Annotated in this window: 12 protein-coding genes and 1 other RNA gene; 6 read left to right on the forward strand and 7 right to left on the reverse strand. The window is 65.6% G+C overall.

What is annotated here, in order from left to right; genetic code table 11:
• Positions 1–193 precede the first annotated feature (193 nt).
• A complete protein-coding gene (locus ABUE31_RS21910; protein WP_367725894.1) occupies positions 194–1087 on the forward strand; it encodes a DMT family transporter in 894 nt (297 codons plus the stop codon).
• A 9-nt stretch (positions 1088–1096) separates the two neighbouring features.
• Here the strand turns inward: ABUE31_RS21910 and ABUE31_RS21915 are convergent, their stop codons facing one another.
• From ABUE31_RS21915 to ABUE31_RS21935, 5 genes are all read right to left on the reverse strand, one after another.
• Positions 1097–2251: a fumarylacetoacetate hydrolase family protein gene (locus tag ABUE31_RS21915; protein ID WP_437344177.1), complete on the reverse strand. Its 1155-nt coding sequence runs from the start codon at positions 2249–2251 to the stop codon at positions 1097–1099.
• A gap of 95 nt (positions 2252–2346) precedes the next feature.
• Complete coding sequence (gene serA, locus ABUE31_RS21920; protein ID WP_367725895.1) at positions 2347–3945, reverse strand: phosphoglycerate dehydrogenase; 1599 nt, start codon at positions 3943–3945, stop codon at positions 2347–2349.
• A gap of 123 nt (positions 3946–4068) precedes the next feature.
• Entirely contained in the window at positions 4069–5244 is a 1176-nt protein-coding gene (locus ABUE31_RS21925) for a phosphoserine transaminase (protein WP_367725896.1), read from the reverse strand.
• Between the two features lie 170 nt (positions 5245–5414).
• Positions 5415–6515, reverse strand: a complete 1101-nt coding sequence (locus ABUE31_RS21930) for an outer membrane protein (RefSeq protein ID WP_367725897.1) — start codon at positions 6513–6515, stop codon at positions 5415–5417.
• A gap of 206 nt (positions 6516–6721) precedes the next feature.
• Positions 6722–7492: an outer membrane protein gene (locus ABUE31_RS21935; protein ID WP_367725898.1), complete on the reverse strand. Its 771-nt coding sequence runs from the start codon at positions 7490–7492 to the stop codon at positions 6722–6724.
• 229 nt (positions 7493–7721) lie between these two features.
• Between ABUE31_RS21935 and ssrS the strand changes: the two genes are divergently transcribed.
• The 4 genes from ssrS to ABUE31_RS21955 all read left to right on the forward strand — a co-directional run bounded on the left by ssrS (position 7722) and on the right by ABUE31_RS21955 (position 10143).
• Positions 7722–7877: non-coding RNA, 6S RNA (ssrS, locus tag ABUE31_RS21940), on the forward strand.
• A 26-nt stretch (positions 7878–7903) separates the two neighbouring features.
• Positions 7904–8491 carry a 5-formyltetrahydrofolate cyclo-ligase gene (locus ABUE31_RS21945; protein WP_367725899.1) on the forward strand — a complete coding sequence of 196 codons (588 nt, stop codon included), beginning with the start codon at positions 7904–7906 and terminating at the stop codon, positions 8489–8491.
• Between the two features lie 7 nt (positions 8492–8498).
• Positions 8499–9329 carry a TIGR00282 family metallophosphoesterase gene (locus tag ABUE31_RS21950; protein WP_367725900.1) on the forward strand — a complete coding sequence of 277 codons (831 nt, stop codon included), beginning with the start codon at positions 8499–8501 and terminating at the stop codon, positions 9327–9329.
• 70 nt (positions 9330–9399) lie between these two features.
• A complete protein-coding gene (locus tag ABUE31_RS21955; RefSeq protein WP_367725901.1) occupies positions 9400–10143 on the forward strand; it encodes a TerC family protein in 744 nt (247 codons plus the stop codon).
• A 69-nt stretch (positions 10144–10212) separates the two neighbouring features.
• Here the strand turns inward: ABUE31_RS21955 and ABUE31_RS21960 are convergent, their stop codons facing one another.
• Entirely contained in the window at positions 10213–11043 is an 831-nt protein-coding gene (locus ABUE31_RS21960) for an MBL fold metallo-hydrolase (RefSeq protein WP_367725902.1), read from the reverse strand.
• A gap of 183 nt (positions 11044–11226) precedes the next feature.
• Between ABUE31_RS21960 and ABUE31_RS21965 the strand changes: the two genes are divergently transcribed.
• Positions 11227–11976, forward strand: a complete 750-nt coding sequence (locus ABUE31_RS21965; protein WP_367725903.1) for a YebC/PmpR family DNA-binding transcriptional regulator — start codon at positions 11227–11229, stop codon at positions 11974–11976.
• Positions 11977–12059: 83 nt separating this feature from the next.
• Here ABUE31_RS21965 and ABUE31_RS21970 read toward each other — a convergent pair whose 3' ends face one another.
• Positions 12060–12890, reverse strand: a complete 831-nt coding sequence (locus ABUE31_RS21970) for a sulfite exporter TauE/SafE family protein (protein WP_367725904.1) — start codon at positions 12888–12890, stop codon at positions 12060–12062.

The following is a 12890-nucleotide window of genomic DNA, read 5'->3' on the forward strand; positions in this document are numbered from 1 at the left end:
CCTTCCTTCGATCACCATGCTGCAGCGTCGCCGCGACGCGACGACAGGCCTCTATAGCGGCAAGCCTTGCGCAGCGCGACATTTCTTTCCGCTTCCGGCACAGGCACAACAAGATGCCGGCACGGCACCATTTACTTGCAGCGCGCCCGCCGCTAGGTGCGATGTTCGACTGGCCGTCCAACCGGGCCCGGACATGTACCGCACCGCCTACCTCCTGCTCCTGCTAACGACGATCTTCTGGGCCGGCAACGCCGTCGCCGCAAAGTTTGCCGTCGGCCACGTCTCTCCGATGGTGCTCAACACGTCGCGCTGGGGGATCGCGCTCGTCATCCTCAGCGCCTTGGGGTGGCGCAGATTTGCCGTGGACTGGCCCGAGGTGCGGCGCCGGGCGCTTTATCTCCTGCTTCTCGGGGCGGCCGGCTTCAGCCTCTTCAACGTCGCGCTCTATTCGGCGGTTCTCTACACGTCGGCGATCAACGCCAGCATCGAGCAGGCGGGCATCCCGATGCTCATCATCATCGCGAATTTCCTGCTTTTCGGACAGCGCGCCAGCATGGCGCAGATCGTCGGGTTCCTGGTGTCCTTCGTCGGCGTGGCGATCACCGCGAGCCATGGCGATCCCCGAAGGCTGCTCGCGCTCGACCTCAACTTCGGCGACCTTCTCATGCTCGGCGCGATTACCGCCTATGCCGGCTACACGGTCGCGCTGCGGTTCAGGCCGCAGATCCACTGGCAGAGCCTGATGATCGCGCTCGCCGCCGGAGGCTTCCTCGCATCGCTTCCGTTCACCGCGGTCGAGATCGCGTCGCAGAACGCGATCATGCCCGACTCGCGCGGCCTGGCCGTCATCGCCTATGCCGCGATCTTCCCTTCGATGCTGGCGCAGATGTTCTACATCCGCGGCATCGAGTTCATCGGCGGCAACCGAGCGGGACTGTTCGTCAACCTCGTGCCGGTGTTCGGCACGCTGATGTCGGTGTTTCTGCTCGGCGAAGACCTGCACCTCTACCACGGCGTAGCGCTCGCCCTGGTGCTGGGCGGCATCTGGCTCGCCGAGCGCAGCAGCCGCCGGAAGGCCGCGGCCTGAGGGCAGGCGTCAGATGAGCCCGGCCTTCGCCAGGTCGCGCATCAGGTGGCTCGCGCCATAGGTCCAGGGGGGACAGTCCGGCGACAGGCCGACCCGGTTCACCAACGCGCCGAGCTTCCCGGTCGAGATGGTGACGACGTCGCCCACGGCATGCGTGAACCCCTTGCCCGCCTCGCCGCGATCCTTGACCGGGGCGAACATGGTGCCGAGATAGAGCACGAACCCGTCCGGGTACTGGTGGTGCCGGCCGATCGCCGCGGCAACGAGTTCCTCCGGCGACCGGCTGATCTCGGCCATCGAACTTTCGCCGTCGAGCACGAAGCCGTCCGTTCCCTCGACCCTCAGGCCGACAACCGCCGTCTTCACGTCGTCGAGCGAGAAACCCGTGTCGAAAAGCCGGATGAACGGGCCGAGAGACGCCGAGGCGTTGTTGTCCTTGGCCTTGCCGAGCAGGAGCGCGGAACGCCCCTCGACGTCGCGCAGATTGACGTCGTTGCCGAGCGTCGCACCGACGATCCTGCCGGCGCTCGATGCGACCACGACGACTTCCGGTTCCGGATTGTTCCAGGTCGACACGGGATGCAGGCCGACGTCGGCTCCGAAGCCGACCGACGCCATCGGCTGGCATTTGGTGAAGACTTCGGCGTCCGGCCCGATGCCGACTTCCAGATATTGCGACCACACCCCGCGCGCGATCAGCTTGGCCTTGACCGCCGCCGCCTCATCGGACCCCGGCTTGAGCTTCGAAAGATCGTGGCCGATGAGCGATGCGATATCCGCACGGATCGCATCGGCCTTCTCGGCCGAGCCCCGGGCCTGCTCCTCGATCACCCTCTCGAGGAGGGAAACGACGAAGGTGACGCCCGCCGCCTTCACCGCCTGCAGATCGACCGGCGACAAGAGGTGGGGCCTTTTCGGGTCCCTGACGGCAACGTTGCTGTTCGCGGCGATGTCGGCAAGCGTGCCGATCGGCTTGCCCGGTGCGCCGGCGACGTAGCTGGCCGGATCGGCTTGCTCGCAGACGTCGCGCGAGGTCGGCGCGGCCCGCGACGTGATGTCGAAGACCGTGCCGTCACGCACGGTGACGACGGCCGGATGCGCCCAGCCGTCAGCCATGGCGCGGCCCAGGAAAACGCCGTCGGCCGGCAGTCGAATTTCACCCATGGCCATCGTGCGCTCCATCCCGGCTCTTTTCAGATCCACCCTGAAAGCAGGCTTTGAACGTCCGGGTCAAGCATGTCGCGTGGCGACGGCCGCGTCTACGTCAGCCCGACGTCGAACTGCAGCCGCTTGGCCGAATCGATCGCCTGGTGCGCGCGCACCTGCGCGAGCACGTCTTCGGGGAACGGCGCATCCAGATAAAGCAGCGCAATCGCGTCGCCGCCCGGCCTGTTGCGGCCGAGCTGGAAGTTCGCGATGTTGACGCCGTTCTGGCCGCAGACCGTGCCGAGCAGGCCGATGATGCCGGGAGCGTCGGCATTGGTCGTGTACAGCATGTGCTGGCCGACTTCCGCGTCGAGGTTGATGCCCTTGATCTGGATGAAGCGGGGCTTGCCGTCCGAGAAACAGGTGCCGGCGATCGTGCGCGTCATGCTCGGCGTCGTAACCTTCAGCATGATGTAGCCGTCGAAGACGCCCGACTTGTCGCGCTTGACCTCCGACAGCATGATGCCGCGCTCCTTGGCCATGATCGGCGCCGACACCATGTTGACGTCGGCGACCTGCGGCCGGATCAGGCCGGCGAGCGCCGCGCTGATCAGGGCCCGCGTGTTCATCTGGGCCGTCGCGCCGTCGAAGACGATCTCGACTTCCTTGATCGGTTCCTCCGTCACCTGGCCGACGAAGGAGCCGAGCACTTCGGCGAGCTTGACGAAGGGCTTCAGCCGCGGCGCTTCCTCCGCGGTGATGGAGGGCATGTTGATGGCGTTGGAGACGGCGCCCTTCATCAGGTAGTCGGACATCTGTTCGGCGATCTGCAGGGCGACGTTTTCCTGCGCCTCGGTCGTCGCGGCGCCGAGATGCGGCGTCGCGACGACATTCTCCAGGTCGAAGTATGGGCTCTCCTTCGCGGGTTCGACCTCGAACACGTCGATCGCCGCGCCGGCGACCTTGCCGCTCTTCAGGGCCGCCACCAGATCTGCTTCGACGATCAGGCCGCCGCGCGCGCAGTTGATGATGTAGACGCCCGTCTTCATCTTCGCGATCGAGTCGGCGTTGATGATGTTCTTCGTCTTCTCGGTCATCGGCGTGTGAAGCGTGATGAAGTCGGCGCGGGCCAGGAGTTCGTCGAACTCGACCTTCTCAACGCCGAGTTCGGAAGCGCGCGATTCCGACAGGAACGGATCGAAGGCGACGACGTGCATCTTGAGGCCGACGCCGCGCGTGGCGACGATCGATCCGATGTTGCCGCAGCCGATGACGCCGAGCGTCTTGCCAGTGATCTCGACGCCCATGAAGCGGTTCTTCTCCCACTTGCCGGCCTTGGTCGACGCGTTCGCCTCGGGCAGCTGGCGGGCCAGCGCGAACATCATCGCGACGGCGTGTTCGGCTGTCGTGATCGAGTTGCCGAAGGGCGTGTTCATAACGATGATGCCCTTGCGCGAGGCAGCAGGGATGTCGACGTTGTCGACGCCGATGCCTGCGCGGCCGATCACCTTCAGGTTGGTCGCGGCGGCGATCAGTTTTTCGGTGACCTTGGTGGCGGAGCGGATCGCGAGGCCGTCATACTGGTCGATGATCGAGAGCAGCTTCTCCTTGTCGGGCCCGACTTCAGGCATGTAGTCGACGTCGACGCCGCGGTCCTTGAAGATCTGCACGGCGGTCGGCGACAGCTTGTCGGAAACAAGTACGCGGGGCATGGGTGTTGTCCTCTGCGGTTGCCCGCCTCCCCCCTGGGAGATCGGTCGCCGAACGACCGGGCGGGCGTGGATTGTCTGAAGGATGTGGTCCGGGCCCTCCCCCCCGCGGGGGAGGGTAAAAAGTCAGGCCGCGGCCTTGAGCGTCGCCTTCTGCGTGGCGAAGGCCCAGGCGAGCCAAGGCAGCAGCGCCGCGACGTCGGCGGTCTCGACGGTCGCGCCGCACCAGATGCGCAGGCCGGGCGGGGCGTCACGGTAACCGGCTATGTCGTAGGCGACCTTTTCCGCCTCGAGCAGCGCGACAAAACCCTTCACGAAGGCCTGCTGGCCGGCGTCGTCGAGACCTGCAACCGCCGGGTCGGCGAAGCGCAGGCAGACCGAGGTGTTCGAGCGCGTCTCCTCGACCGACGCCAGGAACTCGACAGCGGGCGTCTTCGCCACCCAGTCGGAAATCGCCCGGGTGTTGGCGTCCGCGCGCGCGACGAGCCCATCCAGCCCGCCGATCGACTGCGCCCATTCCAGCGCATCGATGTAGTCCTCGACGCAGAGCATGGAGGGCGTGTTGATCGTCTCGCCCTTGAAGATGCCCTCGATCAGCTTGCCGTTCGAGGTCAGGCGGAAGATCTTCGGCAGCGGCCATGCCGGCTTGTAGCTCTCCAGGCGCGCCACTGCGCGGGGGCTGAGGATCAGCATGCCGTGCGCGCCCTCGCCGCCGAGCGCCTTCTGCCAGGAGAAGGTCACGACATCGAGTTTTGCGAAATCCAGCTTTTGGGCGAAGGCCGCCGACGTCGCATCGCATATGGTGAGGCCCTTGCGATCGGCGGGAATGAAACCGCCGTTCGGGACGCGTACGCCGGAGGTCGTGCCGTTCCAGGTGAACACCACGTCGCGGTCGAAATCGATGCCCCCGAGATCGGGAAGTTCGCCGTAGGGCGCCCGAATGACGCGCACGTCGGCGAGCCTGAGCTGCTTGACCACGTCGGTGACCCAGCCCTCGCCGAAACTCTCCCAGGCAACCATGTCGACGCCGCGTTCGCCGAGCAGCGACCACAGCGCCATCTCGATCGCGCCGGTGTCGGAGGCGGGAACGATGCCGATGCGATAGTCGGCCGGAACCTCTAGGACCTCACGCGTCAGGTCGATCGCCTGCTCGAGCTTGGCCTTTCCGATCTTGGCGCGATGGGAGCGGCCGAGCGCGGCATTTTCGAGCGCCGCCGGCGACCAGCCGGGACGTTTCGCGCAAGGGCCTGATGAAAAATGGGGGTTTGCCGGACGGAGTCCGGGCTTCTGGGTCGTCGTCATCGTGGCTATCCTTCCAGATAGAAAGCCTCTCGTTGGGGAGAGGTGTCCCACTGGCGGCGATATGCCTTCGCCACGACCGCGTCAAGAGAATTCGTTTCGCCGACCCGCAAGTGTGCCGAAAACGAAAACGGCGGGCCGAGGCCCGCCGCCGCGAAGCAAATGCGCGTGCGCTACCAGAGTTCGTAGCGCAGACCGACCTTGACCTCGTGCGTATCGATGTTGTCGTGCGAGCCGTTGCCGAAGGTCTCTCCGGAATCCCACCCGAACATGTCGCCGCCGTCGATGCTGCGATACTTGTAGCCGACGTCGAGCTTGAAGTTCCTGGTGATGTCGTAGGCGAACCCCGCCATGAGCGCATAGGTGAAGCGCCAGCCGTCCTCGCCGCCATGGCTGGTGCTGCCGACCGGATCGGTTCCGGAGCAGAGGGCGACGCCATCAACGCAGTAGGTGGTGTCGCTCAGCCTGTTCCACCTCACCAGAGAGTAGCCGATGCCGGCGCCGACATAGGGCGTCAGTCCGACATAGGTACCGAGATCGACATAGCCGTTGGCCATCACGCCGATCGCCGAGAACTCGGAACTGTTGCTGGAACGGCAGCCGGTGTCGACCGCCGGATCGGCAAGGCAGGGCTCATCGCTGGCCGTGCTGCCGCTGAAGCCGCCACGGAAGCCCTCGACGGTCGCGTCGGCGCGGAAGTAGTCGGTGAAGCGATAGCCGAAGCCGCCGCCCCAGGTGAAATCCGGGTCGATGGAACTCGNAGAGTAGCCGATGCCGGCGCCGACATAGGGCGTCAGTCCGACATAGGTACCGAGATCGACATAGCCGTTGGCCATCACGCCGATCGCCGAGAAGTCGGAACTGTTGCTGGAACGGCAGCCGGTGTCGACCGCCGGATCGGCAAGGCAGGGCTCATCGCTGGCCGTGCTGCCGCTGAAGCCGCCACGGAAGCCCTCGACGGTCGCGTCCGCGCGGAAGTAGTCGGTGAAGCGATAGCCGAAGCCGCCGCCCCAGGTGAAATCCGGGTCGATGGAACTCGAGCTGAACGAGGCGGACGCGTAGTCGACGCCGTCGTATGTCGTGTAGTCGACTCCGCCGATGCTGCTGTTGAAGATGTAGCCGACGTCGCCGCGCAGATACCAGCCGGAGCCGACTTCGACCGGGACGTATTCCGCGGCTTCCTCGACATAGATCGGCGGCTCGTAGTCGGCGGCGTGCGCCGCGAATGGTGCAAGCGCCGCAAGCGACAGCGCGATACGCAAGGTCAGGTTCATGGCGCGAACTCCCCGAAGTGGCGCCGGGCATGGGAACGATCCGCCCGTCTCGAGAGCGCATTGTTAACCATGGAGGTTAAATGCGGGTTAACCACGATTGCGACGCAATCCCTTTGTTTTCATATGGTTATTGAATCCGAGTTGCGATGCAGCAGCAAAAAAGAAGGCCCCGTCGCCGGGGCCTTCTGACCGGAACTCGTCCGCGCCTAGTTCAGCGCGTAGCGCACGCCCAGCTTGAAATCGTGCGAGTAGATGTCGTTGAACTGGATGCCGTTGTTGCCAGCCGGCGGGAACGGTTCCGACGGATCGTCGTTCTTGAGTTCCCCGGTGGAGGCATCGCCCAGCGAGATGAAGCTGTAGCCGAAGTCGATCGTCATGCGCTCGGTCGCCTTGAAGCCGAGGCCGGCGTGCAGAGCCCAGGCGAGGTTCCATTCGGAATTGTCGTCGGCGTAGGCGCCGCCGCCGTTGATGATGTTCACGTCGCGGAAATGCGAGATCGTGTTGTAGGAGGCGCCGATGCCGGCGCCGACATAGGGCGTGAACCCGTAGTAGTTGCCGATGTCGTAGTAGCCGTTGGCCATGAACACCAGTTCGGACTTCGTCGCCGTGTATTCGTTGGTGGTGACGCCCCCGCCATTGTCGACCCAGTCGAGGGCGTAGAAGTCGGACTTGCCGCGCCATTCGACGGTCAGGTCGCCGCGCAGGTTGTCGTTGAACGCGTAGCCGAAGCCGGCGCCGGCGATCGGCGCGGCGGCGAATCCTCCTTCGTCGTACCAGCCGAACGAGTCGGCGGTGTCGAACAGGTCCGACTCGAGTTGGTCGAAGAACTGATTGCTCATGCCGAGATGGCCGCGGATGTACCAACCGCCCACGGCGGGCACGACGGGAACAGGCTCATAGAGGTCTGCTGCAAATCCCGGTCCGGTCGCGGCGGCCAGGCACACCGCAACCAGCGTATTCCTCCCAAATGCATGCATGCTTCTTACCTTCGGTCTGCCCCGGGCCAGAGCCCGAGTTATGCTGATTTCGTTAGGGATAATGAAATGCAAAGGTTAAATGCGACTTAACCCTGTCGCTTAACCATGATTGCCCTCGAGGAGACGCCAGGACCGCGTTGAGCCGGCCGTCCTCGATGCCGGTGGACGGGCGACGCGAAGCGTTCGAATTCCGATGGCGCGGGGCGGGCGGCGCGCCTATATAGGCGGTGGCGGTCTGCGCTTCCCGGCAGGAGAGACATTTCCCCGGGGCCTTATTGATCCCTAGGGAGCTGTCCCTGGCCGGGCTCGTGGGTCCGGACATATGGCGCCCACCTACTTTGTAGGTTCCCGGGATCGACTTCTCCACCGGTTGCGTGGATCGCCACGGTTTCCCCTGAAATCATCTGGTTCATGACTTCTCCGAAAGAGCTGAAACGGGAACTGCGCCGCGAGGCGCTTGCGCGCAGGGATGCGCTCGATCCGGCCTGGCGCATCGAGGCGTCGCTGGACATGGCCGCAACCGGCAGGGGGCGGATCGCCGCCGGGCCGGGCGCCGTCGTCTCCGGCTTCTGGCCGATGCGTTCCGAGGTCGACGTCAGGCCGCTGATGTTCGCGCTGCGCGAGGACGGCGCGCGGCTCTGCCTGCCCGCCATCCTCGACAAGACGACCATCGTGTTCCGCGACCTCGTGCGCGGCGCGAATCTGGTCGACATGGGTTTTGGGACGCTCGGCCCCGGCGAAAGCGCCGAAACGCTCGATCCCCAGATCATGCTGGTGCCGCTCGCCGCCTTCGACGCCCGCGGCCACCGCATCGGCTACGGGGCAGGCTACTACGACCGCGCCATTGCCAGGCTGACGGAGGCCGGCCGCCCCCCTCGCCTCGTCGGCATAGCCTTCGATTGCCAGGAGGTGCAAAGGGTGCCGGACGAACCGCACGACGTCGTCCTCGACGAAATCCTCACCGAAGGCGGGTTGCGCCGCTTCGCCGCGCCCCTATAGAGGAAGCATGAGACTTCTCTTTCTCGGCGACATGGTCGGCAAGTCCGGGCGCACAGCGGTCTGGGAGCAACTCCCGGGGCTGATCTCCGATTTCAGGCTCGATTTCGTGGTGGTCAACGGCGAGAACGCGGCCGGCGGCTTCGGCATTACCGAAGAGATATTCCAGACGACGCTTTCGGCCGGCGCCGACGTCGTCACCACCGGAAACCACGTCTGGGACCAGCGCGAGGCGCTGACATTCGCCGCCCGCGAGGACCGCTTCCTGCGCCCCGCCAACTACCCCAGGGGCACGCCGGGCCGCGGTTCCGGCGTCTACGTGGCGCGCAACGGCGCGCGCGTGCTCGTCGCCAACATCATGGGCCGCATCTTCATGCACCCCGAGTTGGACGATCCGTTCATCGCCGGCGAGCGCGAACTGGCCGCCTGCCCGCTCGGCGACCAGGTGGACGCGGCCGTCATCGACTTCCACGCCGAGGCGACCTCCGAAAAGATGTGCTTCGGGCATTTCGTCGACGGGCGCGCCAGCCTCGTCGTGGGCACGCATACGCACCAGCCGACTGCCGACCACCAGATCCTGAACGGCGGCACCGCCTACATTTCCGACGCCGGCATGTGCGGCGACTACGATTCCTCGCTCGGCATGGACAAGGAAGAGCCGCTCAACCGCTTCCTCTCGAAGGTTCCGAAGGGGCGTTTCGAGGCGGCGACCGGACCGGCCACGCTGTGCGGCGTGGCGGTCGAGATTTCGGACCGGACCGGACTTGCCGAGAAGGTCGCGCCGTTCCGCCGCGGACCGCGCCTGGAAGAAGCCGTCCCGTCCTTCTGGTCCGGGCATTGACGTTGGCGCACCCCGGCCCTACTTGGCGGCAAAGCCGAACCTGCTGACGGGCTTGGGGGGAACGACCTGAATGCCTATCATCGACTTTCTTGCACCACACTTCGCGTGGATCGACAGCCCGACCGCCTGGGTGGCGCTTCTGACGCTGGTCGTGCTGGAGATCGTGCTGGGCATCGACAACCTGATCTTCATCTCCATCCTCACCAACAAGCTGCCTGAGCATCAGAGGGCGCGCGCGCGCCGCCTCGGCATCGGTGCGGCGCTGCTGATGCGGCTGGCCCTGCTGGCGACGATCTCCTTCATCGTGCAGTTGACCAACCCGCTCTTCACGCTCTTCGACCATCCCTTCTCCTGGCGTGACATCATCCTGATCGCCGGCGGCCTCTTCCTGGTCTGGAAGGCGACGAAGGAAATCCACCACACCGTCGACCCGACCGACCACAAGGACACCATGGTCGGCACGCTGCAGCTGTCGCTCGGCGGCGCGATCTTCCAGATCCTGCTGCTCGACCTGGTCTTCTCGATCGATTCCATCATCACCGCCGTCGGCATGACCGACGAGATCGCCATCATGTACATCGCCGTCATCGCAGCGGTGACCGTGATGCTGATCGCCGCCGCGCCGCTGGCAAACTTCATCGCCAAGAACCCGACGATCGTCATGCTCGCGCTGGGCTTCCTGCTGATGATCGGCACCACGCTGATCGCCGACGGCATGGGCTTCCATGTGCCCAAGGGCTACATCTACGCCGCGATGGGCTTCTCGGCGCTGGTCGAGGGGCTGAACATGCTGGCGCGGCGCAAGAAGCGGTGAGTATTTGACCGGGCGCTCCCGCGCGCCCGGGATTCCAGCCGATTGCCGGCCCGGCTCCTGCAGGGCCGTTCAGACTCCGTCGAGCACGACGACGGTCGGCCGGCTCGGCAAGGTCCGCAGCGACACCGACAGCGAACGGGACGGTCGGAACTCGACCTCGAACTCCTTGCCCATCATGGCAGTGAACGCGCCGATCGGTGTCGAATGCCGGTGCATCGGCAGGATCATCGACGAGTAGAGCCGCGTGGTGATTTCGCTGATCGAGCCGATCGACTGCGTCATGCCGCCATCGATCGGCACCATCACGATGTCGAGGCGACCGATCTGGCCGTATTGCGCGTCGCTCAAGCCGGTATGCAGATGGCCGAGATGGCCGATGCACAGGCCCGCCACCTCGAAGATAAAGATCGAGTTGCCGTCCCGTTCAAGCTCTCCTCCCCAGCCGCGGATATCGGTCGTCACGTTGCGGATGTAGACGTCGTCGACGACGAGCGCATGCCTCGCCGAGCCTCCGTCAGGGCTCCAGCCGCGCAGCACATGTTCGATGCGCGGATCGGGCGCTTCGGTGAAATGGGTGCGGTGCGCCTTGTTCATGGTGACGACGCGCGGCAGGGGATCGCCGCCGTAAAATCCGGAGAAGTCCGTAGCGATCCGGACGCCACCCGGGGTTTCGATGACATAGGTCGAATGGCCGGCATAGCTGATCGTCACCGCGTCGCCGGCGGCCGCCTGCACAGGCAGCAGCGGCCCGGCGCCAGCGGGATCGAAACGGACAAGGGTGACCGACGGCAGCGCCTGCGCGATCGCCACGCATCGTGACGGCGGGGCCTCCGATGCCGCCGGGGCGATCGTCGGCCAGGACAGGAAGACGACAAGCATCAAGGCGAGGCGGCGGAGCATGGCGATCTCCCTGGGCACTGATGACGCAACGATAGCGCCCCCGCCGCCGATCGCCAGACGACAAGGCGGCGGCGCGGTCACGTTTGCGCGAGCCGAAAAGGCCGGCTCGTCTGGACGAGGTGCGCCGACTTATCTATAAGGCGCGCCATCCCAAAACATGTGCCAAATGACGACGGGGGCTCGATGGCCGGCCATTCACAGTTCAAAAACATCATGCACCGCAAGGGTCGCCAGGACGCCATGCGGTCGAAAATGTTCTCCAAGCTCGCGCGCGAAATAACGGTCGCGGCCAAGACCGGCATGCCCGACCCGGCCATGAATCCGCGCCTCAGGCTGGCGATCCAGAACGCCAAGGCCGAGTCGATGCCGAAGGACAACATCCAGCGGGCGATCAACAAGGCCTCGGGCGGAGACGCCGAGAACTACGAGGAAGTGCGCTACGAGGGCTACGGCCCGGGCGGCGTCGCGCTGATCGTCGAGGTGCTGACCGACAACCGCAACCGCTCGGCATCCAACGTCCGCGCCGCCTTCACCAAGGCCGGCGGCTCGCTCGGCGAGACGGGCTCGGTTTCGTTCATGTGGGACCGCGCCGGCGAGATCTACTACCCGGCATCGGCCGGCGACGCCGAAAAGGTGATGGACGCGGCCATCGAAGCCGGCGCCGACGACGTGCAGTCCGACGAGGAAGGCCACACGATCCTGTGTGCCTTCGAGAGCATCGGCGACGTCTCCAAGGCGCTCGAAGCATCGCTCGGCGAAGCCGAATCGGTGAAGACGATCTGGAAACCGCAGAACAACGTGCCGGTCGACGAAGAGCGCGCACAATCGCTGATGAAGCTGGTCGCCACGCTGGAAGACGACGACGACGTGCAGAACGTCTACGCGAACTTCGAAGTGGACGACGCGACGCTGGCGAAACTCAGCGCCGCCTGAGCGCTGGGTTCCCCCACCCTAACAAGCCAAAGCCAGCCCGCCGCCCGGACACCTGTCCGGGCGGCGGAGATGCGTTCGCCGCGCTAGGCGAGCATGTCCCAGATGAACCGTGCGCAGACCAGCACGAGGAAAAGCCCGAAGCCCGTTTCCAGCGCCCGCCGCGACAGCGCGTGGGCAAGCGACACGCCGAGGCGCGTCGTCATCAGCGATGTCGGGATGGTGAGCGCGAAGGTCGCCAGCGACACGAAGCCGATGGCATCGGGCGGCAGGTCGGGGCGGCCATAGCCCGCGACCATGTAGCCGATCGTGCCCGGGATGGCGATCAGGACGCCGACGCCCGCAGACGTCGAAATCGCACGGTGGATCGGCACGCCGTGCAGGGTCATGACAAGGTTGGATATGGCGCCCCCGCCGATGCCCATCAGCGCCGAGAGCAGGCCGATCACGGCCCCGTAGACCCTGAGGATTGCCCGGGACGGCAGCCCGTCGCGCAACCGCCACCCCTTGCCGCCGGACAGCAGCTTGGTGGCGTTGACCAATCCGACGGCGATGAAGACCACCTGGAAGACCTCGGGCGTGGCGAAGCGCGCGATCGCCGACCCCGCGAGAACGCCGAGCAGGATCGGCACTGCCCAGACGCGAAGCAGCGACACGTCCACCGTGCCTCTCTTGTAGTGGCCCCGTGCGGAGTTGATCGAGGTCGGGATGATGACGGCGAGCGAAGTGCCGACGGCGAGCGGCATGGCGACGTCCGATGCGTATCCAAGAACGCTGAAAATCTCGAAGAAGACCGGCACCGAGATCGCGCCCCCGCCGATGCCGAACAGACCCGCCAGGAACCCGATGGCCGCGCCAGCGGCAACAAGGGAGAAGGCGAGCGTAACAAGTGTTTCAGGGTCCGACAGCGCTTCCAA

The organism is Mesorhizobium marinum (assembly GCF_040813675.1).
Classification (GTDB): Bacteria; Pseudomonadota; Alphaproteobacteria; order Rhizobiales; family Rhizobiaceae; genus Mesorhizobium_K; species Mesorhizobium_K marinum.

What these genes read in the sequence shown, in the direction of transcription:
- ABUE31_RS21910 (WP_367725894.1), top strand. Translation starts at nt 194, where the DNA reads ATGTACCGCACCGCCTACCTCCTGCTCCTGCTAACGACGATCTTCTGG.
- ABUE31_RS21915 (WP_437344177.1), bottom strand. Translation starts at nt 2,251, where the DNA reads ATGGGTGAAATTCGACTGCCGGCCGACGGCGTTTTCCTGGGCCGCGCC.
- serA (WP_367725895.1), bottom strand. Translation starts at nt 3,945, where the DNA reads ATGCCCCGCGTACTTGTTTCCGACAAGCTGTCGCCGACCGCCGTGCAG.
- ABUE31_RS21925 (WP_367725896.1), bottom strand. Translation starts at nt 5,244, where the DNA reads ATGACGACGACCCAGAAGCCCGGACTCCGTCCGGCAAACCCCCATTTT.
- ABUE31_RS21935 (WP_367725898.1), bottom strand. Translation starts at nt 7,492, where the DNA reads ATGCATGCATTTGGGAGGAATACGCTGGTTGCGGTGTGCCTGGCCGCC.
- ABUE31_RS21945 (WP_367725899.1), top strand. Translation starts at nt 7,904, where the DNA reads ATGACTTCTCCGAAAGAGCTGAAACGGGAACTGCGCCGCGAGGCGCTT.
- ABUE31_RS21950 (WP_367725900.1), top strand. Translation starts at nt 8,499, where the DNA reads ATGAGACTTCTCTTTCTCGGCGACATGGTCGGCAAGTCCGGGCGCACA.
- ABUE31_RS21955 (WP_367725901.1), top strand. Translation starts at nt 9,400, where the DNA reads ATGCCTATCATCGACTTTCTTGCACCACACTTCGCGTGGATCGACAGC.
- ABUE31_RS21960 (WP_367725902.1), bottom strand. Translation starts at nt 11,043, where the DNA reads ATGCTCCGCCGCCTCGCCTTGATGCTTGTCGTCTTCCTGTCCTGGCCG.
- ABUE31_RS21965 (WP_367725903.1), top strand. Translation starts at nt 11,227, where the DNA reads ATGGCCGGCCATTCACAGTTCAAAAACATCATGCACCGCAAGGGTCGC.